The 26894-nt window shown below is 65.9% G+C and carries 22 protein-coding genes; 13 read left to right on the top strand and 9 right to left on the bottom strand.

The window, feature by feature from the left end:
* The first annotated feature begins 44 nt into the window (after window positions 1-44).
* From cbiB to ACCQ03_RS16100, 9 genes are all read left to right on the top strand, one after another.
* Entirely contained in the window at window positions 45-959 is a 915-nt protein-coding gene (gene cbiB / locus ACCQ03_RS16140; RefSeq protein ID WP_209225636.1) for an adenosylcobinamide-phosphate synthase CbiB, read from the top strand.
* 93 nt (window positions 960-1052) lie between these two features.
* Window positions 1053-2036, top strand: coding sequence for a threonine-phosphate decarboxylase CobD (gene cobD / locus ACCQ03_RS16135; protein WP_057677797.1), 984 nt, complete (start codon window positions 1053-1055; stop codon window positions 2034-2036).
* Window positions 2033-3508: a cobyric acid synthase gene (locus ACCQ03_RS16130; RefSeq protein WP_057677798.1), complete on the top strand. Its 1476-nt coding sequence runs from the start codon at window positions 2033-2035 to the stop codon at window positions 3506-3508. Before cobD ends, ACCQ03_RS16130 begins: the two co-directional genes overlap by 4 nt.
* Window positions 3496-4020: a bifunctional adenosylcobinamide kinase/adenosylcobinamide-phosphate guanylyltransferase gene (gene cobU / locus ACCQ03_RS16125; RefSeq protein WP_057677799.1), complete on the top strand. Its 525-nt coding sequence runs from the start codon at window positions 3496-3498 to the stop codon at window positions 4018-4020. Before ACCQ03_RS16130 ends, cobU begins: the two co-directional genes overlap by 13 nt.
* Window positions 4013-5059: a nicotinate-nucleotide--dimethylbenzimidazole phosphoribosyltransferase gene (gene cobT / locus ACCQ03_RS16120; RefSeq protein ID WP_057677800.1), complete on the top strand. Its 1047-nt coding sequence runs from the start codon at window positions 4013-4015 to the stop codon at window positions 5057-5059. The genes cobU and cobT overlap by 8 nt, the downstream gene beginning before the upstream one ends.
* Window positions 5056-5646 (top strand): histidine phosphatase family protein, encoded by a 591-nt coding sequence (locus ACCQ03_RS16115; protein ID WP_057677801.1) that lies wholly within the window; start codon window positions 5056-5058, stop codon window positions 5644-5646. The genes cobT and ACCQ03_RS16115 overlap by 4 nt, the downstream gene beginning before the upstream one ends.
* Complete coding sequence (locus ACCQ03_RS16110; protein WP_057677802.1) at window positions 5643-6377, top strand: adenosylcobinamide-GDP ribazoletransferase; 735 nt, start codon at window positions 5643-5645, stop codon at window positions 6375-6377. Before ACCQ03_RS16115 ends, ACCQ03_RS16110 begins: the two co-directional genes overlap by 4 nt.
* 245 nt (window positions 6378-6622) lie before the next feature.
* Entirely contained in the window at window positions 6623-7150 is a 528-nt protein-coding gene (locus tag ACCQ03_RS16105) for a helix-turn-helix domain-containing protein (protein WP_244664170.1), read from the top strand.
* 15 nt (window positions 7151-7165) lie between these two features.
* Window positions 7166-7534 (top strand): AraC family transcriptional regulator, encoded by a 369-nt coding sequence (locus ACCQ03_RS16100; RefSeq protein ID WP_237377086.1) that lies wholly within the window; start codon window positions 7166-7168, stop codon window positions 7532-7534.
* On the opposite strand, the gene ACCQ03_RS16095 is transcribed toward ACCQ03_RS16100, so the two are convergent.
* The 7 genes from ACCQ03_RS16095 to ACCQ03_RS16065 all read right to left on the bottom strand — a co-directional run bounded on the left by ACCQ03_RS16095 (window position 7438) and on the right by ACCQ03_RS16065 (window position 17828).
* Complete coding sequence (locus tag ACCQ03_RS16095) at window positions 7438-8727, bottom strand: type III PLP-dependent enzyme (protein ID WP_057677803.1); 1290 nt, start codon at window positions 8725-8727, stop codon at window positions 7438-7440. The two genes, ACCQ03_RS16100 and ACCQ03_RS16095, sit on opposite strands and share 97 nt — an antisense overlap.
* The gene (locus tag ACCQ03_RS16090; protein ID WP_209225594.1) at window positions 8724-10493 is read right to left on the bottom strand and encodes an IucA/IucC family protein; all 1770 of its coding nucleotides are present in this window, start codon (window positions 10491-10493) and stop codon (window positions 8724-8726) included. The genes ACCQ03_RS16095 and ACCQ03_RS16090 overlap by 4 nt, the downstream gene beginning before the upstream one ends.
* Window positions 10471-11667 (bottom strand): MFS transporter, encoded by a 1197-nt coding sequence (locus ACCQ03_RS16085; RefSeq protein ID WP_039568183.1) that lies wholly within the window; start codon window positions 11665-11667, stop codon window positions 10471-10473. Before ACCQ03_RS16085 ends, ACCQ03_RS16090 begins: the two co-directional genes overlap by 23 nt.
* Entirely contained in the window at window positions 11664-13466 is a 1803-nt protein-coding gene (locus ACCQ03_RS16080) for an IucA/IucC family protein (protein WP_209225591.1), read from the bottom strand. Before ACCQ03_RS16080 ends, ACCQ03_RS16085 begins: the two co-directional genes overlap by 4 nt.
* Window positions 13463-14689: an ATP-grasp domain-containing protein gene (locus ACCQ03_RS16075; RefSeq protein WP_209225589.1), complete on the bottom strand. Its 1227-nt coding sequence runs from the start codon at window positions 14687-14689 to the stop codon at window positions 13463-13465. Before ACCQ03_RS16075 ends, ACCQ03_RS16080 begins: the two co-directional genes overlap by 4 nt.
* A 235-nt stretch (window positions 14690-14924) precedes the next feature.
* Window positions 14925-17066, bottom strand: a complete 2142-nt coding sequence (locus tag ACCQ03_RS16070) for a TonB-dependent receptor family protein (protein ID WP_209225586.1) — start codon at window positions 17064-17066, stop codon at window positions 14925-14927.
* A complete protein-coding gene (locus ACCQ03_RS16065) occupies window positions 17067-17828 on the bottom strand; it encodes an HpcH/HpaI aldolase family protein (protein WP_209225584.1) in 762 nt (253 codons plus the stop codon).
* Window positions 17829-18172: 344 nt separating this feature from the next.
* Here ACCQ03_RS16065 and ACCQ03_RS16060 point away from each other — a divergent pair, with 344 nt between their 5' ends.
* Genes ACCQ03_RS16060 through ACCQ03_RS16050 form a run of 3 tightly spaced genes read left to right on the top strand, consistent with a single transcriptional unit; the run spans window position 18173 to window position 20662 of the window.
* Window positions 18173-18751: a hypothetical protein gene (locus tag ACCQ03_RS16060; protein ID WP_057678522.1), complete on the top strand. Its 579-nt coding sequence runs from the start codon at window positions 18173-18175 to the stop codon at window positions 18749-18751.
* A complete protein-coding gene (locus ACCQ03_RS16055) occupies window positions 18748-20064 on the top strand; it encodes a DUF6792 domain-containing protein (RefSeq protein ID WP_057678521.1) in 1317 nt (438 codons plus the stop codon). The genes ACCQ03_RS16060 and ACCQ03_RS16055 overlap by 4 nt, the downstream gene beginning before the upstream one ends.
* A 28-nt stretch (window positions 20065-20092) precedes the next feature.
* Window positions 20093-20662, top strand: coding sequence for a hypothetical protein (locus ACCQ03_RS16050; protein WP_057678520.1), 570 nt, complete (start codon window positions 20093-20095; stop codon window positions 20660-20662).
* A 139-nt stretch (window positions 20663-20801) separates the two neighbouring features.
* Here the strand turns inward: ACCQ03_RS16050 and ybaL are convergent, their stop codons facing one another.
* A complete protein-coding gene (gene ybaL / locus ACCQ03_RS16045; protein WP_057678519.1) occupies window positions 20802-22499 on the bottom strand; it encodes a YbaL family putative K(+) efflux transporter in 1698 nt (565 codons plus the stop codon).
* Window positions 22500-23155: 656 nt separating this feature from the next.
* On the opposite strand from ybaL, the gene ACCQ03_RS16040 reads away from it, so the two are divergent.
* Window positions 23156-24133 (top strand): cytochrome P450, encoded by a 978-nt coding sequence (locus tag ACCQ03_RS16040; RefSeq protein ID WP_370512603.1) that lies wholly within the window; start codon window positions 23156-23158, stop codon window positions 24131-24133.
* Window positions 24134-24324: 191 nt separating this feature from the next.
* Here the strand turns inward: ACCQ03_RS16040 and ACCQ03_RS16035 are convergent, their stop codons facing one another.
* Window positions 24325-26724: a TonB-dependent receptor plug domain-containing protein gene (locus ACCQ03_RS16035; RefSeq protein WP_057678518.1), complete on the bottom strand. Its 2400-nt coding sequence runs from the start codon at window positions 26722-26724 to the stop codon at window positions 24325-24327.
* Between the last annotated feature and the right edge of the window lie 170 nt (window positions 26725-26894).

Genomic DNA, 26894 nt, shown 5'->3' with positions numbered 1-26894 from the left:
GTTTGGCTCGGCATGTGTGCTGGCATGCGCCGGGACTGCACGCCATGCTGCTGGTGACGGCCACCGCTGCGGTGCTCCTGGATTTGCTGCTTGGCGAGGCGCGGCGCGGCCATCCGCTGGTGCTGTTTGGCACCTGGGCGCAACGTGTCGAAGCGCGCTTGCACCGCGACCGTCGCAGCGCCGGCGTCCTGGCGTGGTGCGTGAGCGTGTTGCCGTTGACCTGCGTCGCTGCAGTGGTGCAATTGGGGCTGTGGTGCGTGTCGCCCTGGGCGGCTGCAGGGTTTGCCGCGATCATGCTGTATCTGGCGCTGGGCCTGCGTAGCCTGGGCGAACACGCGCAAGCGGTGATCGATGCGCTGCGAGCGACTGATCTGCCTGCCGCCCGCGCTGCAGTGGGCCGTATCGTCAGCCGCGAGACGGCCGCACTGGACGCGACCCAGGTCGCCGCCGCAGCGACCGAGTCGGTCTTGGAAAACGGCAGCGATGCCGTGTTCGCCGCGCTGTTCTGGGGCGTCGCGCTGGGCGCACCGGGAGCGGTGTTGTACCGGCTGTCCAATACGCTGGATGCCATGTGGGGCTATCGCACGCCGCGCTACGTCAACTTCGGCTGGGCTGCGGCGCGCATCGACGATGCATTGAACTGGCTGCCAGCGCGGCTGACCGCAGCGACCTACGCGGTGCTGGGTCGCACCCGCGCGGGCATGCGCTGCGCGTGGCGGCAGGGACGCGGCTGGAAGAGCCCCAATGCCGGCCCCGTGATGGCGGCGGGCGCAGGCGCGCTGCATGTCCAATTGGGCGGGCCTGCGCCGTACCACGGCCAGTGGCAGGCCCGCCCCGTACTGGGCGAGGGCACGGCAGCAAGCGCAAACAGCGTGCAACGCGCATTGCGGCTGGTGCGTGCCGGTGTCGCGTTCTGGCTGCTGCTGGGCGTGCTGGCCACCGCGCTGGCGATGCGATGATCGGCATGCGGATGGTCCGGCGCTTGACCAACACGCACCGGCGCGCCGTCTACGCCGGCGCAGATCGCGCCAATCCATCACCGGGGGCGCGTCATGCTTGAACATGGCGGGCGCCTGCGCCGCGCTGCGCAGGCTTACGACATTCCGCTCGCGCACTGGCTGGACCTGTCCACCGGCGTGAGCCCGTTCGCATGGCCGGTGCCCGCCATTCCGGAGCACGTGTGGCAGCGCTTGCCGGAAGACGACGATGGCCTGGCAGCGTGCGCGGCTGCCTATTACCGCGCGCCGCAGGCACTGCCGGTGGCCGGTTCGCAGGCGGCGATTCAGGTCTTGCCGCTGCTGCGTGCGCCCGGCCGCGTCGGCGTGCTCACACCTGGCTACGCCGAGCATGCGCAGGCATGGCAGCGTGCCGGACATCAGGTCGTGCCGATGAGCGCCGCGCAATTGCTGCACGCAGGTGAGACGCTGGATGTCGCCGTGCTGATTCATCCCAATAATCCATGCGCCGACCGCTTCGATCCCGACACGCTGCTGCAGCTGCATGCGCGGCTTGCAGCACGCGGCGGGTGGCTGGTGATCGACGAGGCCTTCATGGACGCGACCCCGCAACACAGCGTCTGCGCCTTCACCCAGCGGCCCGGTCTGGTGGTGTTGCGCTCGGTGGGCAAGTTCTTCGGCATGGCAGGCGCACGTGCGGGCTTTGTCTGTGCAGATCGCGCACTGCTGGATGCCCTGCGCGAACGCCTGGGGCCATGGACGCTCAGCGGCCCGGCGCGGTGGGCCGTGCAGCAGGCATTGGCCGATACGCCATGGCAGGTGCAGGCACGGGCGCGCCTGCACGCGGCATCGCAGCGGCTTGCGCAGCTGTTGCATGCGCATTCGATCGTACCTACCGCGGGCACGGCGTTCTTTCAGTGGTGCCGGCGCGACGACGCAGCTGCACTGCACGTCGCGCTGGCGCAACGCGGCATCTTGACCCGGCTATTCGACACACCGTCCAGTCTGCGCTTCGGCCTTCCACCCGATGCCGCGGGCGAAGCGCGCCTGGATGTGGCGCTGCGCCAGGTGCTGGCATGAGCGCGCGCGTGCTGATGGTGCAGGGCTGCACCTCCGATGCAGGCAAGAGCACGCTGGTGGCCGCGCTGTGCCGGTGGCTGCATCGCCAGGGCATTGCGGTGGCGCCATTCAAGCCGCAGAACATGGCGTTGAATTCGGCGGTGACGGTGGACGGTGGCGAAATCGGCCGCGCGCAGGCATTGCAGGCACAGGCATGCGGGCTGGAGCCGCAGACCGATTTCAACCCGGTGTTGCTCAAGCCCAACAGCGATACCGGTGCGCAGGTGATCGTGCATGGGCATCCGGTCGCCACGCTGGATGCGGTGGGGTATCACGCCTACAAGGCGACTGCATTCAACGCGGTGCTGGCCTCGCACGCGCGCCTGGTCGAGCGCTTCGATGTGGTGCTGGTGGAAGGTGCCGGCAGCCCGGCCGAGATCAATCTGCGCGCCAACGACATCGCCAACATGGGCTACGCCGAAGCGGTGGACTGCGCCGTCATTCTGGTGGCCGACATCGACCGCGGCGGCGTGTTCGCCCATCTGGTCGGCACGTTGGCGTTGCTCTCGGCCAGCGAGCGCGCACGCGTTGCCGGCTTTGTGATCAACCGGTTTCGCGGCGATCTGGCGCTGCTGCAGCCCGGCCTGGCGTGGCTGGAGCGCGAAACGGGCAAGCCGGTATTCGGCGTCCTTCCGTATCTGCACGGCCTGCAGCTGGATGCCGAAGATGCGGTGCCACGCAACGCGCCGCAGAAACCACAGTCGCAATTGCGCGTGGTGGTGCCGGTGCTGCCGCGCATCAGCAATCACACCGACGTCGACGCCTTGCTGGCGCATCCGCAGGTGGATGTGCGCTTGATCGGTCCTGCGCAGATGCCGCCGCCGTGCGATCTGATCCTGCTGCCGGGCAGCAAGTCCACCCGGCACGATCTGCAGTGGCTGCGCACGCACGGGTGGGACACCGCCATTGCCCGTCACCTGCGCTACGGCGGAAAACTGCTTGGTATCTGCGGTGGACTGCAGATGCTGGGCACCCATCTCCACGACCCGGATGGCATCGAGGGCGCAGCGGGCAGCAGCCCAGGTCTTGGATGGCTGTCGCTGCAAACCACGTTGCAGCCGCACAAGCAACTGCATCGCGTGCATGGGCGCCTGCTGCTGGGCGATGCCAGTGTCAGCGGCTACGAAATCCACTGCGGCATCAGCAGCGGCGCTGCGCTGGCTCGGCCATTGCTGCAGCTGGACGATGGGCGTACCGATGGCGCCATCTCCGACGATGGCCAGGTGCTGGGTACCTATGTGCATGGCGTGTTCGACCACCCGCAGGCGCTGGCTGCATTGCTGGAATGGGCCGGTCTGGCGCAGGCTGCGCCACTGGATCTTGCCGCGCTGCGCGAAGCCAGCCTGGAGCGTCTGGCCGATGCGGTGCACACGCATCTGGATACCGTGGCACTGACACGCCTCATCAGCAGGGAACCGGCATGCGGCAACTGATTCTTGGTGGCGCCCGTTCGGGCAAGAGCGCGTTGGCCGAGCGCATCGCGGCAGCGTCCGGGCGCGCAGTGACCTACCTGGCCACAGCGCAAGCCTTCGATGACGAAATGCATCGGCGCATTGCCCATCACCGCAGCCAACGCCCAGCGCATTGGCAGTGCGTGGAAGAGCCCATCGCGCTGGCGGCAAGCCTGCAGGCGCATGCCGCGCCGGATCGCTGCGTGCTGGTGGATTGCCTGACCCTGTGGCTGAGCAACCTGCTGGGTCACCCGGAGACGGACGTGTTCGCGCGTGAGCGCGACGCGCTACTGGCAACGCTGCCGCAGTTGCCGGGGCAGATCCTGCTGGTCAGCAACGAAGTGGGGCAGGGCATCGTGCCGATGGGCGAACTCACGCGTCGGTTTGTGGACGAGGCTGGCTGGCTGCATCAGGCATTGGCGCTACAGTGCGAGCGTGTGGTGTGGGTGGTGGCAGGGTTGCCGATGGTGTTGAAGGAGAGCGCGTGTGAGTAGCGATTGGATCTTTGGTGCCTGTGCAGTGCCGGATGCGCGCATGCGCTCCGCCGCGCTCGCCCGGCAGGAACAGCTGACCAAGCCGCCTGGCGCATTGGGCCGGCTGGAACACCTGGCAGTGCAGCTGGCGGCCTGGCAACGCACCGAACGGCCCGGAGCGCAGCGGGTCTGGATCGCGGTGTATGCCGCCGACCATGGCGTCGCGGCCGAAGGGGTGTCGGCGTTTCCGCAGGCGGTCACCGGCGAGATGGTGCGCAATTTCGCGCGCGGTGGCGCCGCCATTGCGGTACTGGCGCGCGAGCTGGGCGCGCGGCTGGAAGTGGTGAATCTGGGCGTGGTCAACGACCCCGGCGACCTGCCGCGGGTGCGGCGTGCCTGGATTGCACCTAGCAGCGCCAATATCTGCGAGCAGCCGGCGATGACGGCCACCCAGCTGCGCGATGCGCTCACCGCCGGTGCCGACAGCATCGCGCAGGCCAAGAGTTGCGATACCCAGCTGTTTGTCGGCGGCGAGATGGGCATCGGCAACACCACCGCCGCCGCGGCGCTGGGCTGTGCCTTGCTGTCGCAGTTCCCGCAGGCGATGGCCGGCGCAGGCACCGGCCTGGATGCCGAAGGCATCGCGCACAAGGCCACTGTGATCACGCGTGCGCTGGCCCTGCATGCCGATGCATCGAGCCCGCTGGAGCGTCTGCGCCGGCTGGGCGGATTCGAAATCGCTGCGCTGGTCGGCGCCTATATCGCCGCCGCGCAGGCCGGCATCCCGGTGCTGGTGGATGGCTTCATCACCACGGCGGCGGCACTGGTGGCCACTCGCCTGAATCCCGGCGTGCGCGAGTGGTTGTTGTTCGGGCATCGCTCGCAGGAGCGTGGACATGCAGCGCTGTTGCGCGCAATGGATGCCGAGCCCCTGCTGCAACTGGACCTGCGTCTGGGCGAAGCCAGCGGCGCGGCGGTGGCGATTCCGCTGCTGCGCAGCGCCTGCGCCCTGCACAACGGCATGGCGACCTTCGCCGAAGCCGGGGTGTCGGACGCATGAGTGCGCAGATCACCTTGCTGCGGCATGGCGACACGGGGCAACGCAGCTATCGCGGCCAGCTCGACGACCCGCTCACCGAACTGGGCTGGCAGCAATTGCGTGCGGCCACGGCCGATGGCGTGTGGGATGCAGTCGTCGCCTCCACGCTACAACGTTGCGCGTTGTTCGCTACCGAACTGGCCCAAGCGCGTGCCATTCCGCTGCAGCTGGAGCCGCGCCTGCGCGAATATCACTTCGGCCGCTGGCAGGGCGTGCCGGTGGCCGATATCGACCGCGACGAAGGACAAGCGCTGGGCCGCTTCTGGGCCGACCCGCTGCGCCACCCGCCACCGCAGGCCGAGCCGTTTGCCGATTTCTGCATGCGCTTGTCTGCGGCACTGGACGACATCGTGGCAGGCCACCCGGCGCAACGCGTGCTGGTAGTTACCCACGGCGGCGCCATTCGCGCGCTGCGCTGCATCGTCGAAGCCCGCGCCTTCGGCAGCATGACCGATATCGCCGTGCCGCACGCCTCGCTGCATCCGCTGGCCTGGCCACCAGCCGCCGCGACGCCGACTGCCGTGTCCATGGCGTCCAGGTCCGGATGATCGACGGCTTGCTTGCCGCGGTCGGGTTCCTGACCCGCCTGCCGGTGCCCGGCTGGGTGTTCGCCCGGCCCGGCGCACATGCGCGTTCGCTGCCGTGGTATCCGGCCGTCGGGCTGCTGGTCGGCGCAGTGGTGAGCGCGTTGGCGTGGTGCCTGCGGGACGCGGCGCCGCTGCTCGCGGCTGCGATGATGCTGAGCAGTTGGGTCTGGATTACCGGCGCCTTGCACATCGACGGCCTGGCAGACATGGCCGATGCCTGGGTCGGCGGCATGGGCGATCGCGCGCGCACGTTGGCGATCATGAAAGATCCCACCAGCGGCCCGATGGCGGTGACTGCGGTCGTGCTGATCTTGCTGCTCAAATGCGCGGCGCTGGCCGCCCTGTTGCCCGCGGCGCCGGGTATGGTGTGGCTTGCTCCGCTGTTGGCGCGCACGTCGCTGTTGGCCGCGTTTTTGACGACGCCGTACGTGCGTGCCGGCGGGCTCGGCAGTGGCCTGGTTGGCAGCGCGCGAGCTGTCTTGAAGTGGTCGTTGCTGCTCGGGCTGGCCTGCGCCTTCGCCGCCGGACTCCTGCGCGGCTTGCTTGCCTGTGCGGTGGCGGGCGTGGTGTTCGTGGTGTGGCGTCGCGCCTGCCTGCAGCGCCTGGGCGGCATGACCGGCGATACCTGCGGTGCATTGGTGGAGGTCAGCGAAACAGCAGTGCTGGTGGCATTGGCGCTGCAAGCGAGCTGAAGGCTGCGTGCAACCGAATGGCGAGGGAGTTGGGCAAGCACGCCTGCTGCGTGGAGTGGTATGGATCGCTGCTTTGCCTGGAGGCCAGGGCGTGGTCAACAGTGGCTCGACGACTGGCGAACGGACGCAGGCCACTGTAGGTCGCGACACCCGAACAACCTGGCCAGGTCCCGCAAATGCGCAAGATCGGGACCGGGCCGAATGCCAGTATGCGCGATGCTCAGCGCCTTCCAGAGGAGTCGCCCATGCCAGCAGCAACCTCGGTCGTCTTCCATCGGCAGCGTACGGTCGAGCGCGTCGTGGCCCATGTGCAGGCCAGCATCCGAGCTGGCGAACCGCTGCCGGACCTGGCCACGCTGGCTGCGCTGGCGCATCAATCGCCGCCACATTTTCATCGCGTGTACCGGGCCTTGGCAGGCGAGACATTGGGGACGACCACCGCGCGGTTGCGCCTGAGTCATGCGCTGCGTCTGCTGGGCGAGCAGGGCCGCTCGGTCACCGAGGTGGCATTGGCGGTCGGCTATCACAACCCGCAGGCGCTGGCGCGCGCGTTTCGGACGGTGCTGCAGGCCAGCCCGTCCAGCCTGCGCAATGCACCGCAGCTGCGCGCGCAGAAGTTGCAGCAACTGGCCGGCCCGTCGCTGCCGGCGCAGGCGCACAACGCGCCATTGCAGGTGGTGGTGCAGGTGCTCGACCCCCTGGAATTGGTGGTGCTGCGCAAGCGTGGCGCGTTCGATGACCTGGACCGTGGCTTCGGCCGCATCGCCGCGTAGGCCGAGCGCAGCGCAGTGATCGACCACTTGCAGGCGCTGATCGGGCTGCCTCTGAGCGACCACCGCGATATACCGCCGCAGCAGCACGTGTTCGACTGCTCGATGGCATTCAACACCGCCGTGGCGCCGGCAGCGCCCCTGCACCTGCGCCAACTCGGCGGTGGCCTGCACGCGCTCGTGCGTCATGTGGGAAATTACGCGGAACTGGAAGACGCACTCGACCACATCCTCGCATGCTGGCTGCCGGACAGCGGTTATGCCCTGCGCGAGGCACCGCTGCATTACCTCTATCTCGACGATCCGGAAAGCGTCGCCGAAGCCGAGTTGCGTGCTGACATCCGGCTGCCCGTGCAGCGGTCGGACGGGGCCACATCACTCGGGTGATGTGTTGCCGGCAAAAACACCATCTGCGGTGCCGGATGCATCAGAAAGTGCTGGTGCGAAATATTCCACGCATACGCGCCCGCCAGCGGAAAGGCCAGGCAATCGCCGGGCGCCAGCGCGGCGACCTGCTGATCGCGTGCCAGCACATCCTTGGGCGTGCACAACTGGCCGACCAGGGTCACCCGGGTATCGCGCAACACGGGCGCGCGCTCACCGCGCACCACACGGAACGGATGATCGTGGCCTTGCGCGGCCGGGGTACGAAAGTGATGCGTGCCACCGCGGGCGATCGCAAACCAGGCGCCGTGACTGCGTTTGAGATCGAGCACCTCCATCAGGTACCAACCGCAGCTGGCGCTGACGTAACGGCCCGGCTCCAGGCGCAGGCGCAGGTCTGTCCCGTGTTCCCGCAGCAGGGCAGGCAGCCCGGCACAGAAGCCGGCCCAGTCGAACGACGCTTCCGGTGCCAGGTAGTCCACACCGAAGCCACCACCGGCGTTGACCCGCAGTGGCCCAAGCGCATAGGTTTGCCGCCATTGCTGCACGGTGCGCAGGTAGGCGGCCACCAGATGCAACTGCGCGGTGGCGTTGCGTTGATGCGACATCAGATGGAAATGGAAGCCTTCCAGGCGCAGCGACGGGCTTGCCTGCAGCCGCTGCATTGCTGCATCCAGATCGCACGGATCCAGACCGAACGGCGAGGGTTGCCCGCCCATCATCAAGCGCGTGCTTTGCGCGCCGGGCACGGCGATATTCATGCGCAGGAACACCGGCACGCAGCGGCCGCCGTGCGTCGCGATCGCCGCCAGCCGTTCGAGTTCGCGCAGGCTTTCCACATGCACGGTGCAGTCGGGCAGGGCGGCTGCCTGGGCGAGCTCGGTGTCGAGTTTTCCCGGGCCGCCAAACAGCAACGGTGCCTGTGGTTGCTGCGCATGCAGCCAGGCCAGCTCGCCACCGGAGGCGGCCTCGAAGCCGTCTACATGGGTTGCCAGCGTGCGCAGGACCGGTGGCTCTGCATTGGCCTTGGCCGCGTAGAACAGTTCGCACTGCGCCGGCAACTGCGCACGCATCCAGGCCGCATGCGTGTGCAGTGCCGCCAGATCGTAGACATACGCACAGACCGGGCCCTCGCAGCGTTCGCGCAGCTGCGGCAAGGCGGCAAGCATTGCGGCGGTATCGATCTGCAGACTCACGCCGCCACCTGCCGCTGCGCCGTGATGCGGGGGATGGGATTCGGCAGTGCGGTGTAGTCGGACTGGCGGTCGGCACGCTGCCAGAGACGGGTCCCCAGATTGTTCTTGCCCGGCAGTGCTGCGCCGTCGACCAGACCCTGCAACGCCGCTTGCGCGCCATGGCGTTGTTGCCAGCGCAGCGCGATCTCGCCCACGCATTGCCAAAGCTGCGTTTCGAGTGCGGCATCGCCTTGGCTGAGATGAAAGATCGCCTCGGCCAGGTTGTTGACCAGCGCGCAATACGCCACCCGGTTCCAGCCCTGCTCTGGCGTGTAGTACAGCGATTGGCGTGCGCGTTCGCCGACGCCGCGCAGGCGTGTTTCCGGCCAGTGGTGGGCGAGCAGCTTGGTGCCTTCCAAATCGCGGATCCATACCCGCGTCGGCCAGCCGTCGGCAAAACCGATCACGGTGTTTTGCAGGTGCGGCTCCAGCGCGATGCCGTGCTGGAACAGCGCGCTCCACACTCCATCCAGCAGCAGCCCGGCATAGGCGCCAAACCACAGCAGCGTTGCGGTGCGACGGTTCATCTGTGCGCTGCCGAGCGCCCGCAGGCGCGCGGCGCACACGCTATTGCCCTGCGCATCGCAGGTGAACAACGCCGCAGCCACCTGCGGTTGCCAGCGTGCACGTTGCGCAGCGGGAATGCCTTGCCGGTACAGGATGCCGAAGCTCTCCGACAAGGTGCGCGCCGCCAGCGGATCGGCGGCATGCAAGGCGGGATCGACCAAGGCCACGTCCAGCGAAGTCGCGGCCGGCTCCAGCATCACATCGAAACCCGGTACCTGCATGGCCAGGGCACGCCAGCTCGGCGCCAGCAGCTCGCTGAGCGCAACCGCACTCTCCAGTTCGTACCATGCGTTCTTGCGCACACAGTTGGTGAGCCGCACATGCACCGAACACTTGAGGAAATATGCCAGCTCAGGGTGATACAGCGTGCGGACCGACGAGGTCGGCCGCAGTGCATCGCCTAACGGGCCGATCGGCGTGATCAGGCCGCGTGCCTGCATGGTGCGCAGCAACGGGGCATCGAGCAGCCGCTGCGCTTCCCAGGGGTGGCAGGGATAGAGATCGTCGCTGCCGCTGAGCTGCCGTAATGTCGCGCGCACGTCGCGTCCCTGGATGCGCAGCAGGCGCGGGTCGATGCGGAGCCAGAACAGCTGGAACGACGCGCGCGCCTCCGGTGCGCAGGCCAGCACCTGATCCAGATCCACACCTTCGCGGCTCTTGGGCGTCGGGTGCAGTGCATGCCCCCACAGCATCGATTGTTCGGCGTCGATCATTGCCTCGCCGGTGGCAGCGGTGAGCTGCGCCTGGCGCAAAAACGCAGCGGTGACGGCCACGCTATTGGCGCTTTGCGCCAACAGCTCCGGGTTGATGGCCTGCGTGCTGGCCAAGGCTTGTAGCAGGCAGCGTGCCAGCGCTTGTGCATCCAGGCTATGCCACGGTTTGCCGGCGCTCTTGAGAAACGGCGCGGAGGCGAAACGGCAGCGGCCCAAGCGGTCGGCATAGGCAATGCGCACGCACAGTGCACCGCTCTGGCCTAGATCGATGCGCAGCCAGCGGTGTTCGGCCACGCGCGGGCCGGGGCGATCCAGCCCGCGATAGTCGAACTGCACTGCACGCTGCGGAATTGCGAATTCGCGCAGATAGCAGTTCAACCAGCAGCTGCAGGCCTGCGCGTCGGCCATGCTGTCGTACCAGGGGTCATGCATCGTGTGCGGCGACATCGGCAGTTCTCCTCGAAGGAAAGCGCACCACAACGGTGAGCGCAGCAGCGGCCGCGGCCAGCGCGGCAGCCAGGAAAGGGGTGGCGGGGCCGGACGCCTGTGCCAACGCGCCGGCAGCGGCACCGGCGAACACGCCGGCCCATTTGCCGCAGGCATCGAAGCGGCCGAACAGGCGCCCGGCGCCATGCCCGCTGGCAATGTGCGCCAGGCTGCGGTTGAGCCCACGCAGCGCGAACAACATGCCCAGGCCGAACAACAGCCGCGCCACCGCCAGTGCGAGGGCATCGTGCAATAGCGCCTGCCACACGCAGGCCACCGCGAACAACGCCAGGCCAGGTAGCAGCCATGCCTGGCCATCGCCGCGTCGCCACCACGGCAGCACCACCAGATACACCAGGTGCGGCAGGCTGTAGAGCAGGCCGGCGAGCGCATCGTGGCCGGCACCGCGCGCGAGCGCATACGGAATGAAATACGGAAACGTCACCACCATCGCGAAGCAGAACAAGAACTGTGCGAGCAGCAGGGCCGGCCACGACGGCGCGGCAGTGGTGCGCGGCGATGCGGCAGATGAAGCAGCGTGCCTGGAAGACGTGACCGCTTTGCCGGTAGGGTGGTCTCGCGCAGCCGGCTGGTCGGCCGGCAGTCGCCACGTCAACGCAAAGGCAATCAATGGCAGCAACGCCAGTGCGCGATACAGCGATTGCGCAGGACCCAGCGCCAGTGCCAGCCCCAGCAGTGCCGGTGCACTCACCATGGCAAGGCGGGCCGAATACTGTGTCCAGTCCAGCGCACGCGCCAACGGGCCGGCCTGCGGCTGGCTGGCCAGATACGCATTTGCCGCTGCCAGCGAACCGCCACAGGTGCCTTGGACGACCAGGCCGATCACCAGCCAGCTCAGCGACGGCGCGAAGCCGGCAATCGCAAAGCCCAGCGCCAGGCCCAGTTGTGCGCGCAGCAGCGAACGCTTGCGTCCATGGCGGTCTGCCCAGCGCCCCCAGCTGCTTGCCGTCAGTGCGGTGCAGAGCGTGGGCAACACATACAGCACGCCGCTCCAGCCCACGGCGGCCGCCGGCGCAAGTTCGGCCAAGACCTGCGGCAGAAACAGTGGCATGCCCAACGCCGTGAATGCCGCCAGATAATGCGCAGCCAGCACCGGACCCAGGATGCGCCTCATCGTGGCACGCCCGCTTGCCTGCGCGGCGGTTGGTGCGCATCGGCGAACGCGTCGCCGAATGGATTGGGCGCGCTGTCGCCGTAGAACTTGTTGATGTCGCTGGCGCCGGTGAGGTGCTTGCTGAGCAGGCTGCCAGCGCTAAGCAGGTATTTCACCGGCAGCCGTGGCGCGGCCAACAGGCGGCGTGCGGGGCCGATATCGATGCCATCGCCCTCCAGTTGCGCCAGCGTTGCAGCGAGCTGGGCCTGCAGTTGCGCATACAGCGGCGCGCGGAGTGCGGGTTGCCATTCGGCCAAGCCTTCCAGCACCGCCTGCAGATCCAGCTGCAGCACGATCGTGCAGAACATCTGCGCCAACGCCTGCGGGTGGTCTACCGCAATCCGCGCATCCTGCAGCGGGCCCAATGCATCCAGCTCCGGCAGCGCCGCGCGCAATTGCGGCAGCGCAATCCGCGCAGCGTCGTTGTCCTTCATCAACAGGCGCGTGGCTTGGCCATCGGAATACACCAGCACGCTGTTCTGCTGATTGGCTTCCAGCGCGATGCCGTAACCAAGCCACAGGCGCAGATGCACGGCAAGCAGCAGTTCGGTGTAGTCGCGCCACCAGCGCAGCACATCGCCATGCGCAAAACGCTCGGCAAGATGGATCGCCATCGGGCGGCCATCGGGCATGGGCGCGCACAGCGCAGCGACCGGGACCAGCGTGGCATCGTCCAGCGCTGGGTAACGCCGCACCAGATAGGCCAGATGCCGCGTCTGGCCGACATGCCCGCCGTGCGACTCGTCGACGAACACGCAGCGGCCTTGCAGTGCAGGATCCAGCGCATCGATGTGCCGCAACGCGCGCTCCATCCAGTGCCCGTCGTACAGCGTGGAGGGTTTGATCAACCGCAGGTTGAGGGCGCCCAGGGTGCGCATCGGAATGGGCAGTTTGAGATGCAGCTGTGGGTGCTGCGGCGGCACCAGCGTGCGCACCGACAGCGACGGACGCACGTCCAGCCAGGCGTTCGGTGCTCGCAGCACGTCTTCGGGCAGCGCGAAGCCCTCCTGCTCCAAGCGCTCCCACACCAGCGGATGTACCGGCCAGGGCAGATGCGTGGCGGCCAACTCGGGTGGCAGTCCCAGGCTGGCGAAATCCGGCCATAGCTCGGCCGGCGCGGCGCTGGTGCATTGCGCCAGCGCCTGCGGAATCGCCAGCCAGTGCAGCGCAAAGGTCGGCGCGAATTCCGGTGCGTAGTGGCGCAGCTCGGCCGCGTCCAGCCCGGCCTTGGCACGCGCGGTGGGATAGAACGGATGGTCGCGGTAGCTGGCCAGCTGATCGCAGCGGTAGGCACGCTCGGCGGCATTGGGGTGATGCAGCGCAGTGCGCAACGCCGGCGCCTGCGCGTGGTAGGCCTGCCGCGCCAGCCCGCGGTGCGCGGCGGCGCAGTCGGCTTCGTCGGCGTAGGCGCGATGCAGCTGTTGCGTTTGGCTATCGAGTTCTGCGCTGATGCGGTGCAGCCAGGCGTGTGCGCCACGTTCGACATGCACGCCGTCGTCGCTGCGCACAATCCAGCTGTCGCCGCAGGCACCGATGTCCTGCAGCACGCCTTGACGATGGATCGGCAGCCACAGCGTGCCGCCGGGCAGGTGGGCGATGCACCACCAGCCATGCACCGGGCTGGGGTCGGTCCACTGCGCCAGCACCTGCGCATCCGGTACCGCCGCACTGCCGCGGGTCGCAATCCCGCGCACGTCTTCGCGAAGGCAGGCATCGATGATGCGGGTGGCGATGTAGCGTTGGTCGGCCGTGCTGCTCATGCGCGCAGTTCCGTGCCATCGATGCGCCACTGCAGGCCCGCTTCGGCCTGCACCACTGCCTGTTGCAGTGTCTGCGCATCGCGTGCCAATGCGCTCAGCACGCCCAGGTAATCCTTGTTGGAATGGCTCAGGCGGATGCGCTCGCCGGGTGCGCGCATCCGCCGGTACTGCACGTCGCTGTGCGCATCGCGCTGGCGGCGGTCTTCGCTGGCGGCGACCAATTCGCCGTCGTGTTCGGCCACGTAGTAGCGCAGCAAGGCATGTGCATGGGCACCGCGGAGCGGTGGCAACGGCAGGCCCAGATGCGGTGCCAGCGCCGCGTTGAACCATTGCTTGCCAAACATCTCGTCGAGCAGGAATTCGCGCCGATCGCCGATGCTGCGGTAATTGATCTCCACCAGCACCGGGCCATCGGCGGTGAGGATGAATTCGCTATGGCACAGCCCGAAGCCGACACCGAACGCGCGCAGCTGATGCAGCGCCTGCGCGATCACCGGCGTGTCCACGTCGGCATCCCATTGCGCTTCGCATTCGACGAAATGCGGCGGCGGCGACAAACGCACCTTGAAGCCGCCGAGGGCTTGCAGGTGCTTGCCATCGCCCAGCGTTTCCAGCGTAAACAGCGCACCTTCCAGCATGCCTTCCAACAGCACGGTACGCTGCGGATGGCGCTCCCATCCATCGTCCAGGTAGGCCTGCAATTGCGCTGCATCGGCGCAGCAGCGTACATCCAGGCTGGCCACGCCCTCGCGAGGCTTGGCCACCACCGGCCATGGAATCTGTGCAGGCAACCCGGCGCCCGGGCTCAGCGTGCAAAACCACGGGCAGGGTAGCCCCTGCGCACGCAAGCGTTGGCGCATCGCCGCCTTGTTCTTGGCGGCGTAGCACACCTGCCAGTCCTTGCCCGGCAGGCCGAGCGCTGCGGCGACCAGCGCGGTGCTGGTCTGCAGGTGGTCGCTATTGCTGAACACCGCGCGTGGGGCGATGTCTGCATCGTGCAATACATCGAGGACGCCGAGCGGATTGAACACATCGCATTCGATCACCCGCTGCGGTGCATGTGTGGGGTGCTCGCGGAAATAGGCCAGGTGATCGAGCCGGTGGTCGGTCAGCAACCACACCGGCAGGCCCAGCGCGTGCGCGGCGGGCAGGAATCCTTCGGTGATGGCCGGATGGCAGACATGGGTGAGGATCACCAACGGTGCAGCGGATGTCGCAGTCATGGCAGCTCTCGTTCGACAGGACGGTGGGGAAAACCGGTACTGAAACGGGGCTGCCTAGCGCCATGGCGGCGTTGGGTGGCCTGCGATACGTCGATCGCATGCCGCGTGCTGCGGCAATGATGCGTGCCTCATGCACGCCGTTGTCTTGGCGGCGGTCAGTACGACCGCCGTTGCTTCACGCGCAACCTACGCCGTGTGCGTCGGTCGTGTGCAGCGCTTGCCAGGTGATGCAGGTTTAAAACGTGTACTCCAGTCCGGCAGTGACGGTGCGCGCAGGCGCGGCCTGGCGCCCCCAGGGGCTGGTGTCCACGCCACGGAACCAGTATTGCCGGTCGAACAGGTTGTTGATCGCCAACGATGCGCTGAACTTCTGTCCATCGCGTTCGAACAAGGTATAGCTGACCTGCGTGTTCCACACCATGTAGGCCGGCAATTGGCCCACCGAAGCGATGGCATTTTCCTGCACAGTGTTGGCGGCGTCGCTGAAGGCCTTGCTGAAGTAATAGCCCGAAAGCGCGACAGTGGTGTGACCGAGCGCGTAAGTTCCGCCCAGCGTGATCTGGTTGCGCGAGGTGTAAGGTACGCGCAAGCCGCGGAATGCGCCCGATTCCTGGCTGGCATCCAGATAGGCATAACTGGCGTTGAGGGTGAGCGCACGCAGTTGCGCAGGGCTCCACTGCAGTTCCAGCTCGCCACCTTGATGGCGGGTCTTGCCCAGGTTGCGGAACACGCGCGTGGTGTTGTCGAGTTGAATCTGTTGATCGAAATCGATGAGGTAGCCTCCCAGCTGGATGCGGGTCCGCTCGTTGGGCTGATAGCGCGCACCCGCCTCGTAATTCCATGCCAGCTCGGCATCCAGGTTGTTGCCGAAGATGATCTGGGTGACCTGCGGCGCACGCATCGAGCGCTGCCCGTCTGCATAGAAGAACCACTGCGCATTTGCCTGGAAGCCCAATGTCAGCCCGGGCAGGACATCGCGGGTCTGGTTGAGCGTGCTGACGCCAGTGGCGCGATTGAAATAGCGCGAATCCAGGCGCTCGTAGCGCAGTCCCGGCGTAATCGTCACGCGCTCGTCCGGCAGCGTGATGGCGTTGCTGATGTACGCGGCCAACGCGCGGTCTTCGAACTGCCAGTCGCGCACGGTGGTGAACAGCCCATCGCTCAGGCGCAGGTTGCCCACCAGAAAATCGATGTCCTCGTGCACTGCACGTACCCCGGCAGTCCACTGCTGACGCACGCCACCGCTATCGCCCATGCTCCAGCGCAAACGCGGCTCGCTGCCGAAGATGCGGAAGTCGCGCGGCGCGGTCTGACGCAGCTGCGGCGGCAAGTCCGAGCGCCAGGTTTCGGTGGAAGCCTGGCGCATGCCGACAATGAAATTGCGACTGCTGCGTGCACTGAAGTTGCTCCAGTCCAGGCGGACGTCCTGCATCGGGCCCCAATCACCCAGCAGCTGTTCGTAGCTCAGCGACGCACGTGTGGTGCGGCCGTTGAAGCTGTCCAGCGGGCGGGTGGACTGTCGCGGGTCGCGCCGGTAATCGTCCGGACTGAGGGCGCCGGCCAGATCCATGTCGACCAGATAACGCTGCACGCTGGCCTTGAGCAGCTTGGTGTCGTCCAGCCACCATTCGGCACGTACGCGCAGATTGCTGATGTCGGTGTCGCTATGTGCGCGCCAGTACTCGCCATAGGTGCGATTGGCATCCACCTGCATGCCGAAATGATCGGTGAGGTACCCACCGCTGCTGAGCGCACTGTCCTGCAGGAACTGGCCCTGGCCGCCAGCGGTGATTTTGTGCGCCAGCGTCGTGCTCCATGCGCTCGGGATCTCCTTGCTGACCAGGTTGATCACCCCGCCCACGTTGTTCGGCCCGTACTGCACCGCCGCGCCGCCGCGCACGATGTCGATGCGGTCGATCTGGTTCAACCCCACCGGGAACAGTGACAGGCTGGTCTGCCCATATGGCGCCAATGCCAATGGAATGCCGTCTTCGAGTACCTGTACGCGGCCGCTGCGGCTTTCGTACAGGCCACGCAGCATCAGCTGTGGCAGCGCGCCGGTGCCGGTTTCATCGAAGATCTTGATACCGGGCACGCGCTGCAATGCATCGTCCAACGAACGATTGCCGCCATTGCGCAACTGCTCACGGTCGATGACCTGGCGGCTGCCGGCGTAGCGCTGCACATCGTCGGGCTTGGAGCGCCCGAGCAGGCTGCCTTGCACCTGGATCGCGTCCAGCGCACGAATCGGCGTACCGCCCACGGTGGCGTCAGGCGCCTCGGCCGCTGGCGTATCGCTTGCGCGCGCCAGTTGCGGCAGCGTCAGCGTGCTCGCCGCGATCGCTATGGCCAAGGCGTGGAAACGGAACGTCGACATCTACGGCGTGCTCCTGCAGGCGGGAAGTGATTGGGGAACGGCAAGGCCGGCCAAATGGCCGCGCAAGGCGCGTTGGATCAGCGCGCGGTCTTCGCCGGCCAGCAGCCAGCGCAGCTCCGGCTGCTGCAGCCAGTACGCACGTTGCGCGTCAGTGCGCGGGTTGGGGCAGAACGGGACGTTTGCAGCAAGGCACTGCGCATGCAATTGCAGCAGCAATTCCCACACCTGCGGATGGGTGGGCTGCGGACCCAGGCCCAGATCCAGCGCAAGATCCAGCGCGCCTTCCATCACCAGGGCCACGCCGGGGATGGCAAGAATCTCCGGCAGGGCAGCCACGCCGGCGGCGCTTTCGATCATCGGCACGATACGGATGTTCGCATTGGCCTGCGCGATGTAGGTGGGCAGATCGACATTGCCGAAGCCGGTCACACGGCCGCCGGTGAGACCCCGCCGGCCCAGCGGCGGGAAGCGCGCTGCGGCGATGGCATCGCCGATCTGCGTGGCAGACTCGGTACGCGGAATCACGACCCCGCGCGCACCGGCATCCAGCACCCGGCCGATCAGCTTTTCGTCTATTTCCGGCACGCGCACCCAGGCCTCGCAGCCGGATAACTCGCAGGCGCGGATGGCATGTTCCAGCGCGTCCGGCCCACGCAACACATGCTCCAGATCGAGTACCACAAAGCCATAGCCGATGCGGCCCAGCAACTCGCAGAGCTGCACGCTTGGCAATGCATTGAGGATGCCGACTGCAACCGCCATGGAAGAGGCCGCCGAAGAAACGGGCGCTCATCCTGCACTTGATGGGAATGATTATCAAGTGTGTTTTCTGGTCTTTTTGGGTAACCAGGGAACTTGGCCCTGTTCGTTTCGACCAGGATGTGGAGAGACTCATTCCGGTACGGTCGGTGTCCTGCAGCCCGTACTCGGTTCGATCAGCAGCACCGGCCGCGCGCAAGGGCAATGTTGTCGTTGCCCCGGAAAGGACTTAGCCTCGCGGAAACAAGGCGTTATCGGCCAACTTAACCATGTATCGCACTTCAGCCACATTGCTATGCATCTCCCTGGCGACCTTGCTGTGCGCTTGCGGAGCAAAGGAGACCACCATGCAATCCAAGGACGTGCAGGCCCGCGACGCCGATGGCGATCCGATCTATCAGAAGAACCCGCATCCCAAGCAGGCTTATCGCGTCACCATGACCATCGAGGATGCGCCAGGGCCGTTTGGGGTTGTGTCAGGTACGGCGTTTTATGACATGAAAAATCGCGATGAATGTGCGCCTTTCGACCCTGCGTTGGGGATGTCCACAAAGCCGAAGGAAGACGCAATACCTGTTGCTTTTCATAGGGTCGACGATACAGCTTACATGGCGATGGTTTATACGGATGGCATGATCGATGCTGACTACTATGGCAAGGGGATCTGCCACTGGGAATTTGGAGGTATTGGCGTTTCCCTAAAGGCGACAGGTAGTAGCGGGGAAACAGCTTTTGCGCCTAGTCTAGAAAGGAAGTATTTTGATGAGCTCAGTCAAAAAACAACTTTTTTTTGGTTGGGGGGGTATCCAAAAAGTAAGCTTGAGGGGTACGTCGACTTCGGTGAGGAACTTGCTGAGAAATACGCAGAGCCGAACCGCAGTAACTTATTTCGTATAACTCTCAGTGCGGAGAGGGTTGCCCCATGAGTCTCACCAGCCAGCAGTATGCCGCGCTGACTCGCGATGGCTACGACAGACCCGAAGATACTGGAGAGCGAAGCGCCATTGTAGACATTGGCGGTTTGCCTGTCCGACGTTTGCAATATGTGGACAGGCCGTCAGGCTACCAAGGCGTGATATACGAGAGGGTTGATACCAGGGAAATAGTGGTTGTCCACCGAGGAAGCGAGTTCGATCGTCAGCCCATCCTGGACGGCGCACTGGCCGACGGTGGAATGGTTGCAACCCGCCACAACGCACAGGTAGCGGACGCCATCGCGTTTACGCAGGGTGCCTTGAAATATGCAGAGCAGAAGCATCTCGCTACCGGGTTGGAAATACCCGATGTGACGGTTGCAGGCCACTCGCTTGGTGGTAATTTGGCGCAAGTTACTGCACATCACTTCAAGCTCAAGGGACAGACCTTCGACGCCTACGGCGCGGTCAGTCTGGATCGGCGGATCCCTGAGGGCGGAGGCGACGTAATCAATCACGTCATGGCGGGCGATGCAGTCAGTGCCGCGAGCCGGCATTACGGCCAAGCCAAGGTCTATGCCACACCGCACGAGATTGCTGTCTTAAAGGCCGCTGATTATGCCAACGACCCCGATGCCTTGGATGCGCGTGATCCGGTGTCTGCGGCTGTCAGGCTGGGTGAGTCGCATCGCATGCATAACTTCTTGCCAGTCGATGGAGCCGGCAAACTGGATACCTCCGTCTTGGAGGATCCTTCAACGCAGCAGCTCGCTAGGCATTACGCGCCGATGATCGGGAAGTATCGCGATGACGTGGAAACGCTGCGAGCGGGCGTGACGCTGTATTCGCGCGGAATTCCCGGGCTGGCCCGTGATGGGATCGATCAGCTGCGTGGTCCGGTGGAGCCGGGGACCGGGCGTCGGGAAATGGATGCGCCCAGCTGGCAGCAGCAGATGCAGCAACTTCAGCAGGACCGCGAGCGCAGCCATGCGCCACAGACCTGGCAGGTGCCGCTCAAGCAGGATGCGCAGGAAGTGCGTGCGGCGTCGCCGACACACGGCGGCAAGCCGTCCTCACTTCAAGAGGACCCCGGCGCATTTCTGGACCGCATGTTGGCCGCCGCGCAGAGCGGCAATCGTGATCAGTTCCGTCAGATGACACAGGCCTTGGCCAACGAGCCGCCTGGCCGCGCCTTGCGCGCCGAGGCTGTCGAGGCGGTAAATCATCAGGAACAACAGGTGGCTCAGCAGGCGATCCAAGCGCAGCGGCAACAGGCCGAGCTGCAACAGCAAGAAACCATGCGCGTCGGTGCGCGCAGTCTGTAGTGTTATCACAAGGAAGGCAGGACGCACGATGAACACACAAGACCCGATGGAACTGGTCAGCAAGACCGCTGCCTTGATGGAACAGTTCGAGCGTCGCTGCGCCGAATTGGAACAACTGCAACGCCGGCTTGCGCAGCAGTTGGAGCACGTGGCCCAGTCGCTGCCAACCGTGGTCACCCGTTCGGCCGAGCAGACGCTGCAGCGCGTGCCCGACACCTTGATTCGAAGCATCCAGCAGGGAATGGACCAACCCGTCGCCGGCTTCGAGAAGCGGCTACAGCAAGCCGGCGGTTTGATCGGCGAGGGCGCGCAGTCGCTGGCTGATCAACTCAAGCGTATCGAACGTGGGCAGCGCCTGCTGCTATGGAAAGGCGCTGCGGTTGTCCTGGGAAGCTTGCTGCTGTTACTGGGCGGTGGTGGATGGTTGTTGGGCCAGTACCGCCAGCAGATCCGCGACACTCAGTTGCGTGCTGAGTTGCTGCGCGCCTACAACGCCGCGGACGTGACGTTGTGTGGCGGGCAGTTATGCGCCAATGTGGACACCAAGGGCGCGGCCTATGGCGACCGTCGCCAGTATCGGCTCGTCAAGCCACGCTGAGGTCGGCGGCAACTCAGTATGCATCGCCCGTGACAACCACGATGCGGCTACGACCCGGGGAAAATCCCCCTGAAATGCGTAGAGCGGCATGCGTATGCGTCTTGCCACCGGGTGGTGGGGTCGTGGACGGTCACCGGCATCACGACGCCGGCACGTTCAACGCGCGGTACGGCGGAGTGGACATCACCATTTCGGCCAGCGAATAGGCCAGTTCGCGCTCGGCCAGAACCGCGCCGTCGGCGCCATGTTCGAGCAGGTGCTTGACCTCCGCGTCGCTGTGGGCGCGCGCCAGCAGTGTCAGCGAGGGATTGATGACGCGCAGCTTGGCCAGCGCCTCGCCGGCTTCCAGCGGCTGCGGAATGGCCAGGATGGCGATCTTGGCGTGCTCCGGACGCGCTTCGGCCAGCACGCGGTCGGCCGCTGCGCTGCCCCGGATGCCGGGAATACCAGCGGCATGCGCCTTGGCGACGTGGTCGCCGTTGTCGTCGATCACCAGCACCGGCACGCCGCGGCTGCGCAGCAATTGCGCCAGCGAACTGCCCACGCGGCCGTAGCCGATCACGATGGCATGCCCATCGGCCGGCAGCGGCGGGCCGGGTGGTAGTTCCGGTTCCACGGCGGCGGGCGCGTCCTGCGCCTGCTTGGCCTGCCAGCGGTCCAGCCACGAGAACAGGAACGGGTTGGCCACGATCGACAGCAGCGCACCGGCCAGGATCAGGTCGCGCCCGGTTTCCGGCAGGATCGCCAGTTGCACGCCCAGGCCGGCGAGGATGAAGGAGAATTCGCCAATCTGCGCCAGGCTGGTGGAAATGGTGAGCGCCGTGCCGGTGGGGTGGCCGAACGCGCGCACGATCAAAAATGCCGCCAGCGACTTGCCCACGGTAATGGTCAGGAAGGTCGCCAGTACCTGCCACGGGTGCGCGATCAGGATCATCGGGTCGAACAACATGCCCACCGAGACGAAGAACAACACCGCAAACGCGTCGCGCAGCGGCAGCGAATCGTTGGCGGCCTTATGGCTGAGTTCCGATTCCTTGAGCAGCATGCCGGCGAAGAACGCGCCGAGCGCGAAGGACACACCGAACAATGTGGCCGACACGAATGCCACGCCCAGCGCGATGCCGAGCACGGCCAGGGTGAACAATTCGCGCGATCCGGTGGCCGCCACTTTTTCCAACGACCAGGGAATCACGCGCCGGCCGATGACCAACATCGCCGCGACGAACGCCACCATCTTGAGCAAGGTCACGCCAAGCGCGGCCAGCAGCGAGGGCGATTGCGCATCGTGCGCTGCAGCTTGCGTTCCGGTACCGAGCACATCCGCCAGTGCCGGGAGCAACACCAATGCCAGCACCATCACCAGGTCTTCGACAATCAGCCAGCCCACCGCGATGCGGCCGCGCTGGGTGTCCAGCAAACGGCGTTCTTCCAAGGCGCGCAACAGCACCACCGTACTGGCCACCGACAGCGCCAGGCCGAACACCAGGCCGTGAATCAGCGACCAGCCCATGCTCCACGCCAGCGCCCAGCCGAGCAGGGTGGCCACCACGATCTGCGCCAACGCGCCAGGCACCGCGATCCACTTCACTTCCATCAAATCGTCGAGCGAAAAATGCAGGCCCACGCCGAACATCAGCAACATCACACCGAGCTCGGACAGCTGATTGGCGATGGTCTGGTCGGCCACGAATCCCGGCGTAAACGGCCCCACGCACACGCCGGCCAGCAGGTAGCCGACCAGCGGCGAGAGCTTCACCTTCTGTGCGAGCGTGCCAAGGATGAAGGCGACCGCGAGGCCGACGGCGATGATGTCGATGAGGCTGGTGTCGTGATGCATTCCAATCCGTTGTGAGAGTGTCCGGGAGATCGTCGAGGTCGACCAGCCAACGGCACTGCGCCGGGCGTCGCCTGCGGGCATTGCGTGGTCATGGCTGGAGTCCGGCAGGGGGAACTGGACCACAAGACAGGTCCGGTTGGCCGGACGCCCATAGTACACAGCGCATGATTAACGCGATGCGACATGCGGCGCATGCGTGCAGACGGAGACATGCGTCAGGTGCCGCGCGTAAACCGCTGTGGCCTGTGCCTACGTCAGCGAGCTGAGACGCACGGCGCAAGTCCGGCACGCCGACCCAACATTGACGATACCGCTTCGCGCTTGCGCAAGGCCGGCGCATGGCGCGTGCCGATAATTCGGGCTTCCAGTAAAGCACCTGCGTTCTTTGGCAGGCGCACGCATGCATCGCCCCTGTTTCGGTGGTGATGCCAAACGAGCCAGACCATGCATCTCCGCGATTTTGCAACACCCAAGTTCCGCCACGATCCCTATCCGACCGACGCACGCCTGCGCGAGGAAGGCCCATTGGTGCAGGTGGCAGACGGGCGGCTGATGTCGGGCCGCTACGCCGTGGTCGATCGCTTGCTAGGCGACCGACGGTCGGTCGCGACTATCTGCAAAGCATTCGTCTGCGCTACGGCGAGGCGGCGGTGCACATGCCGCTGTTTCAGGGCATGAGCCGCATGTTCCTGCTGCTCAATCCGCCGCTGCACACGCAGTTGCGCGCACTGATGACCCAGGCCTTCGGTGCGCGGCAGATGGAGTCCATGCGTGAGGTTGCCCGCGATACCGCCGCCGGCTTGATCGACGCTTTCCAGGCCAACGGCCACTGCGATCTGCTGACCGAGTTCGCGTTCCCGCTGCCGATTGCCATCATCTGCCGGATGCTGGATATCGATGAGCCGATGTCAGCGCGCCGAGTCACGCGACCAGCGCTGGCAGAGGTCTTCGATCCGATGATGACGACGGAAGAACTGCAGGCCACCAACGTTGCGTACGACCAGCTGGCACGGTATTTCCACGGCGTGATCGCGCAACGCCGCAGCGATGGCGGCGACGATCTGATTGCGCGCTTCATCCAGGCCCAGGACAACGGCCGCCGCTTGAGCGAGGAGGAGATCGTGTCCAACGTGATCCTGCTGTTCTTTGCCGGCAACGAAACCACCTCCAACATGATCTGCAATGCGCTGGTCGCGCTGCATCGGCATCCGCAGCAATTGCGCCTGCTGCAGGAAACCCCGGGCCTGCTGCCCAATGCAGTGCTTGAATGCATGCGCTACGACAGCTCGGTGCAGATGGCCACGCGCACTGCCTTGCAGGAGTTCCAGATCGAGGGCGTTGCGGTTCCCCAGGGCGCCCTGCTGTATCTGATGCTGGGCGCGGCCAATCACGACACCCTGCAGTTCACCGACCCGCAGGTGCTGGATATCCGCCGCCAGCAGGGCCGCGCGCTGTCGTTCGGTGGCGGCATCCACCACTACCTGGGTAACCGGCTGGCACTGATCGAAATGGAAGCCGCGCTGGCCTGCCTGCTGGCGCGTCTGCCGACGCTTCGGCTGGAGCAGCTGGACACGCTGAGTTGGAACGATCGCGTCAACCTGCGCGGTGTCGACGCGCTGCTCGCCTCCTGGTGAGCAGCGGCCAGGCGGTGAAGTGATGTGCCGGGACGGCATCGCAGCGGCAATCACGGCGCTGGCAAGCGCCACGGCAGATGCACTGCCGCGGCACACGCATCGAGAGGTCCACAACGACAAACACCGCCGATCACTCGGCGGTGTTTGCGTGTGCGCGTGCGTGGATCGGCAGGTTTGCTCGAGCCGGCCGATCAGAAGCGGTAGGTCACCCGGCCGTACCAGTAGCGGCCGTTGAAGCCGAACGGCGACAACGAGGAGTACTGCAGGCCGCTGGCGCGATCATCGTAGCCGGTGGTCAGCTGTGCCTTGGCCGGATACTGGTTGGTGACATTGTCCGCGCCTACGGTGAAGGTCAGCGCCTGCCAGGTGTAGTTGGCCGCCAGATTGAGGATCCAGCGCGCCGCGTAGGTCTGGTCCTGGCTGCCGTCGGCCGGATCGCCGATGCGCTTGATCGCGCCATAGCGGGTGGCATTGCCGTTGAGCGAGAAGCCGCCCAAGGTCCAGTCCGCTGCCAGCATGTACTTGGTGCGTGGCGTGGATTCGGTCAACAAGCCCTGGCTGGCGCGTCCGAAGTTCGGATTGGACAGCTCCAGGATCTTGGTCTTGTTGTAGTTGGCGCTGGCGCTCAGGTTGAGGCTGCCGCCGGCACCGAGCTCGGCCCTGTAGCTGTTGACCCAGTCCACGCCGCGCGTGCGGCTGGTAGCGCCATTGACGAAGAATTGCACCGCACCCACCTGGCCGATCGGCTGGGCGAGCTGGATCTGGTCCGAATACAGGATCTGGTCCCAGATGCGGATCTGGTACACGTCCAGCGTCGAGGTGAAGTTGGCGGTCGGCTGCCAGACGCTGCCGATCCCGTAGTTGGTGGACTTTTCCGGACTCAGCGGACGCGCGCCCAGCTGCACGGCGATCGGATCGGAAGTGCGATAGGTGCCGACCTGGATCAGCTGCCCGTCCTGCGGCAAGGTCACCACCGAGGCGTAGTTTTGCTGCGCCAGCGAGGGCGCACGAAAACCGTTGGAGACCGTTGCGCGCATGGAGAACATATCGGTGAACGCATAGCGCGCCGACAGCTTGCCCGAGCGGGTGGAACCGGCATCGCTGTAGTTCTCGTAACGCCCGGCGATACCGCCGGACAGCTTGTCGGTCAGGTCCGCTTCCAGCGCTGCGTAGGCCGCGTTGCTATGGCGCCCGAACTTGCCGGCCACCGAGGGCTCCAGGCCGGAGAACACCTGCGCACCGCCAGGGTACGGGGCCCCGGTCTCCGGGTTGATGGTGTCGGGGTCGAAGAAATACGACGCCGGCGAGCCGGCGACGATCTCGTAGCGGTCCTGGCGGTGTTCCAGGCCGAAGGCCAGATTGACCGGATAGGCCAGGCCCCAATCGAAGGACTTGTTGAAGTCGGCGTTGAGCGTGCCTTGTTCGGTTTCGAAACCGCCGGAATTGAAGTCCGTCGGCGAGCTGCCCGTGCTCCAGTACAGATTGGTGTTGATGCTGTTGAGGATGTTGAAGGTCATGTCGTTCTTGCCGTAGGTGGCCGACACGTCCCAATGCCAGTCGCTGGCCGTGGTGCCCTTGACGCCCAGCACCGCCGAGCGGTCGTTGATCGGGTTGTAGATCTGCGGCAGGAAGCCGTTGGGATACACCGCCTGCACATTGCGGTCGCTGTTGTCGTAGGCGCGGTAGTAGCCGTTGGACGTCACTTCGCGGCGGCTCACGCTCAGATGGCCATACAGCTCGACGTTGGGCGTGAAGTCATAGCCGAACGCGACCAAGCCCTGGTAGAACCTTGCATCCGGATCGCCATGACGCTGGTAGGGCACGCCGCTGGGATTGGCGGCGCCGGCAAGCGTGGTGGCGCGATTGGTGTTTTCGCTGCGGTTGGTGTCCATCGAATTCTGGTAATTCCACGACAGCCGCACCCAGCCAGGCGCGGTATCGCCGCTGGTGGCGCCGAACGGCAGGCCGACCGAGCCGTCGACGCCGTTCTGTGCGCCGTCACCCTTGTCCATGATGCCGCCATTGACCGAAATGCTGTTGCTGCCGGCCGCGGCGCCGTGCTTGAGCACGATGTTGACCACGCCTGCGATCGCATCGGAGCCGTATTGCGCCGATGCGCCATCGCGCAGCACCTCGATGCGGGCGATCGCCGACATCGGTAGCGAGTTGAGATCGGCCGGCGCCGAACCACGACCGACATAGGGGTTGTAGTTCACCAGCGAGGAGGTGTGATAGCGCTTGCCGTCGACCAGCACCAGCACGTTGTCCGGTGACAGCCCGCGCAACGTGGCCGGACGCGCGGCGTCGTTGCCGTCGGCGATGGCCGGGCGCGGGAAGTTCAGCGACGGCAACAGCTTGCCGAGCGCGGTGGCGACGTCGGTGGCGCCGGTGGCCTGCAGCGACTCCTCGGAGATGATGTCGATCGGCGATTCGGATTCGGCCACGGTCCTGTCGCTGACGCGCGTACCGGTGACGATCAGGGTGTCGAGGGTTTTCTGCGGCTGGGTCGATTGCGACTGCGCACTGGCAGCGAAGGAACAGACGGTGAGTGCGACTGAAATCGCCAGCGAAAGTGCGTTGGAGTTATGCATGGGCGTCAAGGCTCAAGAGGGGTGATGGACGTAGCGACGAAGCGTGGTAATACCGGGGGAATGCAGCTGCGTACGGGTAATCGGCCATGCCTGCGCGCTGCATGCGTCCGCAGTGCGGAGCAGTGCGCGCGAGATGGCAGCAACCGGCAACGCGCGGTGTGGCGCCTTGC

Origin of the sequence: Xanthomonas sp. NCPPB 3569, assembly GCF_041475645.2 — a bacterium.
Classification (GTDB): domain Bacteria; phylum Pseudomonadota; class Gammaproteobacteria; order Xanthomonadales; family Xanthomonadaceae; genus Xanthomonas; species Xanthomonas phaseoli.
The sequence above is the reverse complement of the archived record's forward strand: the minus strand, read 5'-3'. Positions and strand labels throughout refer to the sequence as shown.

What these genes read in the sequence shown, in the direction of transcription:
- cbiB (WP_209225636.1), top strand. Translation starts at nt 45, where the DNA reads ATGCTGCTGGTGACGGCCACCGCTGCGGTGCTCCTGGATTTGCTGCTT.
- cobD (WP_057677797.1), top strand. Translation starts at nt 1,053, where the DNA reads ATGCTTGAACATGGCGGGCGCCTGCGCCGCGCTGCGCAGGCTTACGAC.
- ACCQ03_RS16130 (WP_057677798.1), top strand. Translation starts at nt 2,033, where the DNA reads ATGAGCGCGCGCGTGCTGATGGTGCAGGGCTGCACCTCCGATGCAGGC.
- cobU (WP_057677799.1), top strand. Translation starts at nt 3,496, where the DNA reads ATGCGGCAACTGATTCTTGGTGGCGCCCGTTCGGGCAAGAGCGCGTTG.
- ACCQ03_RS16115 (WP_057677801.1), top strand. Translation starts at nt 5,056, where the DNA reads ATGAGTGCGCAGATCACCTTGCTGCGGCATGGCGACACGGGGCAACGC.
- ACCQ03_RS16110 (WP_057677802.1), top strand. Translation starts at nt 5,643, where the DNA reads ATGATCGACGGCTTGCTTGCCGCGGTCGGGTTCCTGACCCGCCTGCCG.
- ACCQ03_RS16105 (WP_244664170.1), top strand. Translation starts at nt 6,623, where the DNA reads ATGCCAGCAGCAACCTCGGTCGTCTTCCATCGGCAGCGTACGGTCGAG.
- ACCQ03_RS16090 (WP_209225594.1), bottom strand. Translation starts at nt 10,493, where the DNA reads ATGTCGCCGCACACGATGCATGACCCCTGGTACGACAGCATGGCCGAC.
- ACCQ03_RS16085 (WP_039568183.1), bottom strand. Translation starts at nt 11,667, where the DNA reads ATGAGGCGCATCCTGGGTCCGGTGCTGGCTGCGCATTATCTGGCGGCA.
- ACCQ03_RS16080 (WP_209225591.1), bottom strand. Translation starts at nt 13,466, where the DNA reads ATGAGCAGCACGGCCGACCAACGCTACATCGCCACCCGCATCATCGAT.
- ACCQ03_RS16075 (WP_209225589.1), bottom strand. Translation starts at nt 14,689, where the DNA reads ATGACTGCGACATCCGCTGCACCGTTGGTGATCCTCACCCATGTCTGC.
- ACCQ03_RS16070 (WP_209225586.1), bottom strand. Translation starts at nt 17,066, where the DNA reads ATGTCGACGTTCCGTTTCCACGCCTTGGCCATAGCGATCGCGGCGAGC.
- ACCQ03_RS16065 (WP_209225584.1), bottom strand. Translation starts at nt 17,828, where the DNA reads ATGGCGGTTGCAGTCGGCATCCTCAATGCATTGCCAAGCGTGCAGCTC.
- ACCQ03_RS16060 (WP_057678522.1), top strand. Translation starts at nt 18,173, where the DNA reads ATGCAATCCAAGGACGTGCAGGCCCGCGACGCCGATGGCGATCCGATC.
- ACCQ03_RS16055 (WP_057678521.1), top strand. Translation starts at nt 18,748, where the DNA reads ATGAGTCTCACCAGCCAGCAGTATGCCGCGCTGACTCGCGATGGCTAC.
- ACCQ03_RS16050 (WP_057678520.1), top strand. Translation starts at nt 20,093, where the DNA reads ATGAACACACAAGACCCGATGGAACTGGTCAGCAAGACCGCTGCCTTG.
- ybaL (WP_057678519.1), bottom strand. Translation starts at nt 22,499, where the DNA reads ATGCATCACGACACCAGCCTCATCGACATCATCGCCGTCGGCCTCGCG.
- ACCQ03_RS16040 (WP_370512603.1), top strand. Translation starts at nt 23,156, where the DNA reads ATGCCGCTGTTTCAGGGCATGAGCCGCATGTTCCTGCTGCTCAATCCG.
- ACCQ03_RS16035 (WP_057678518.1), bottom strand. Translation starts at nt 26,724, where the DNA reads ATGCATAACTCCAACGCACTTTCGCTGGCGATTTCAGTCGCACTCACC.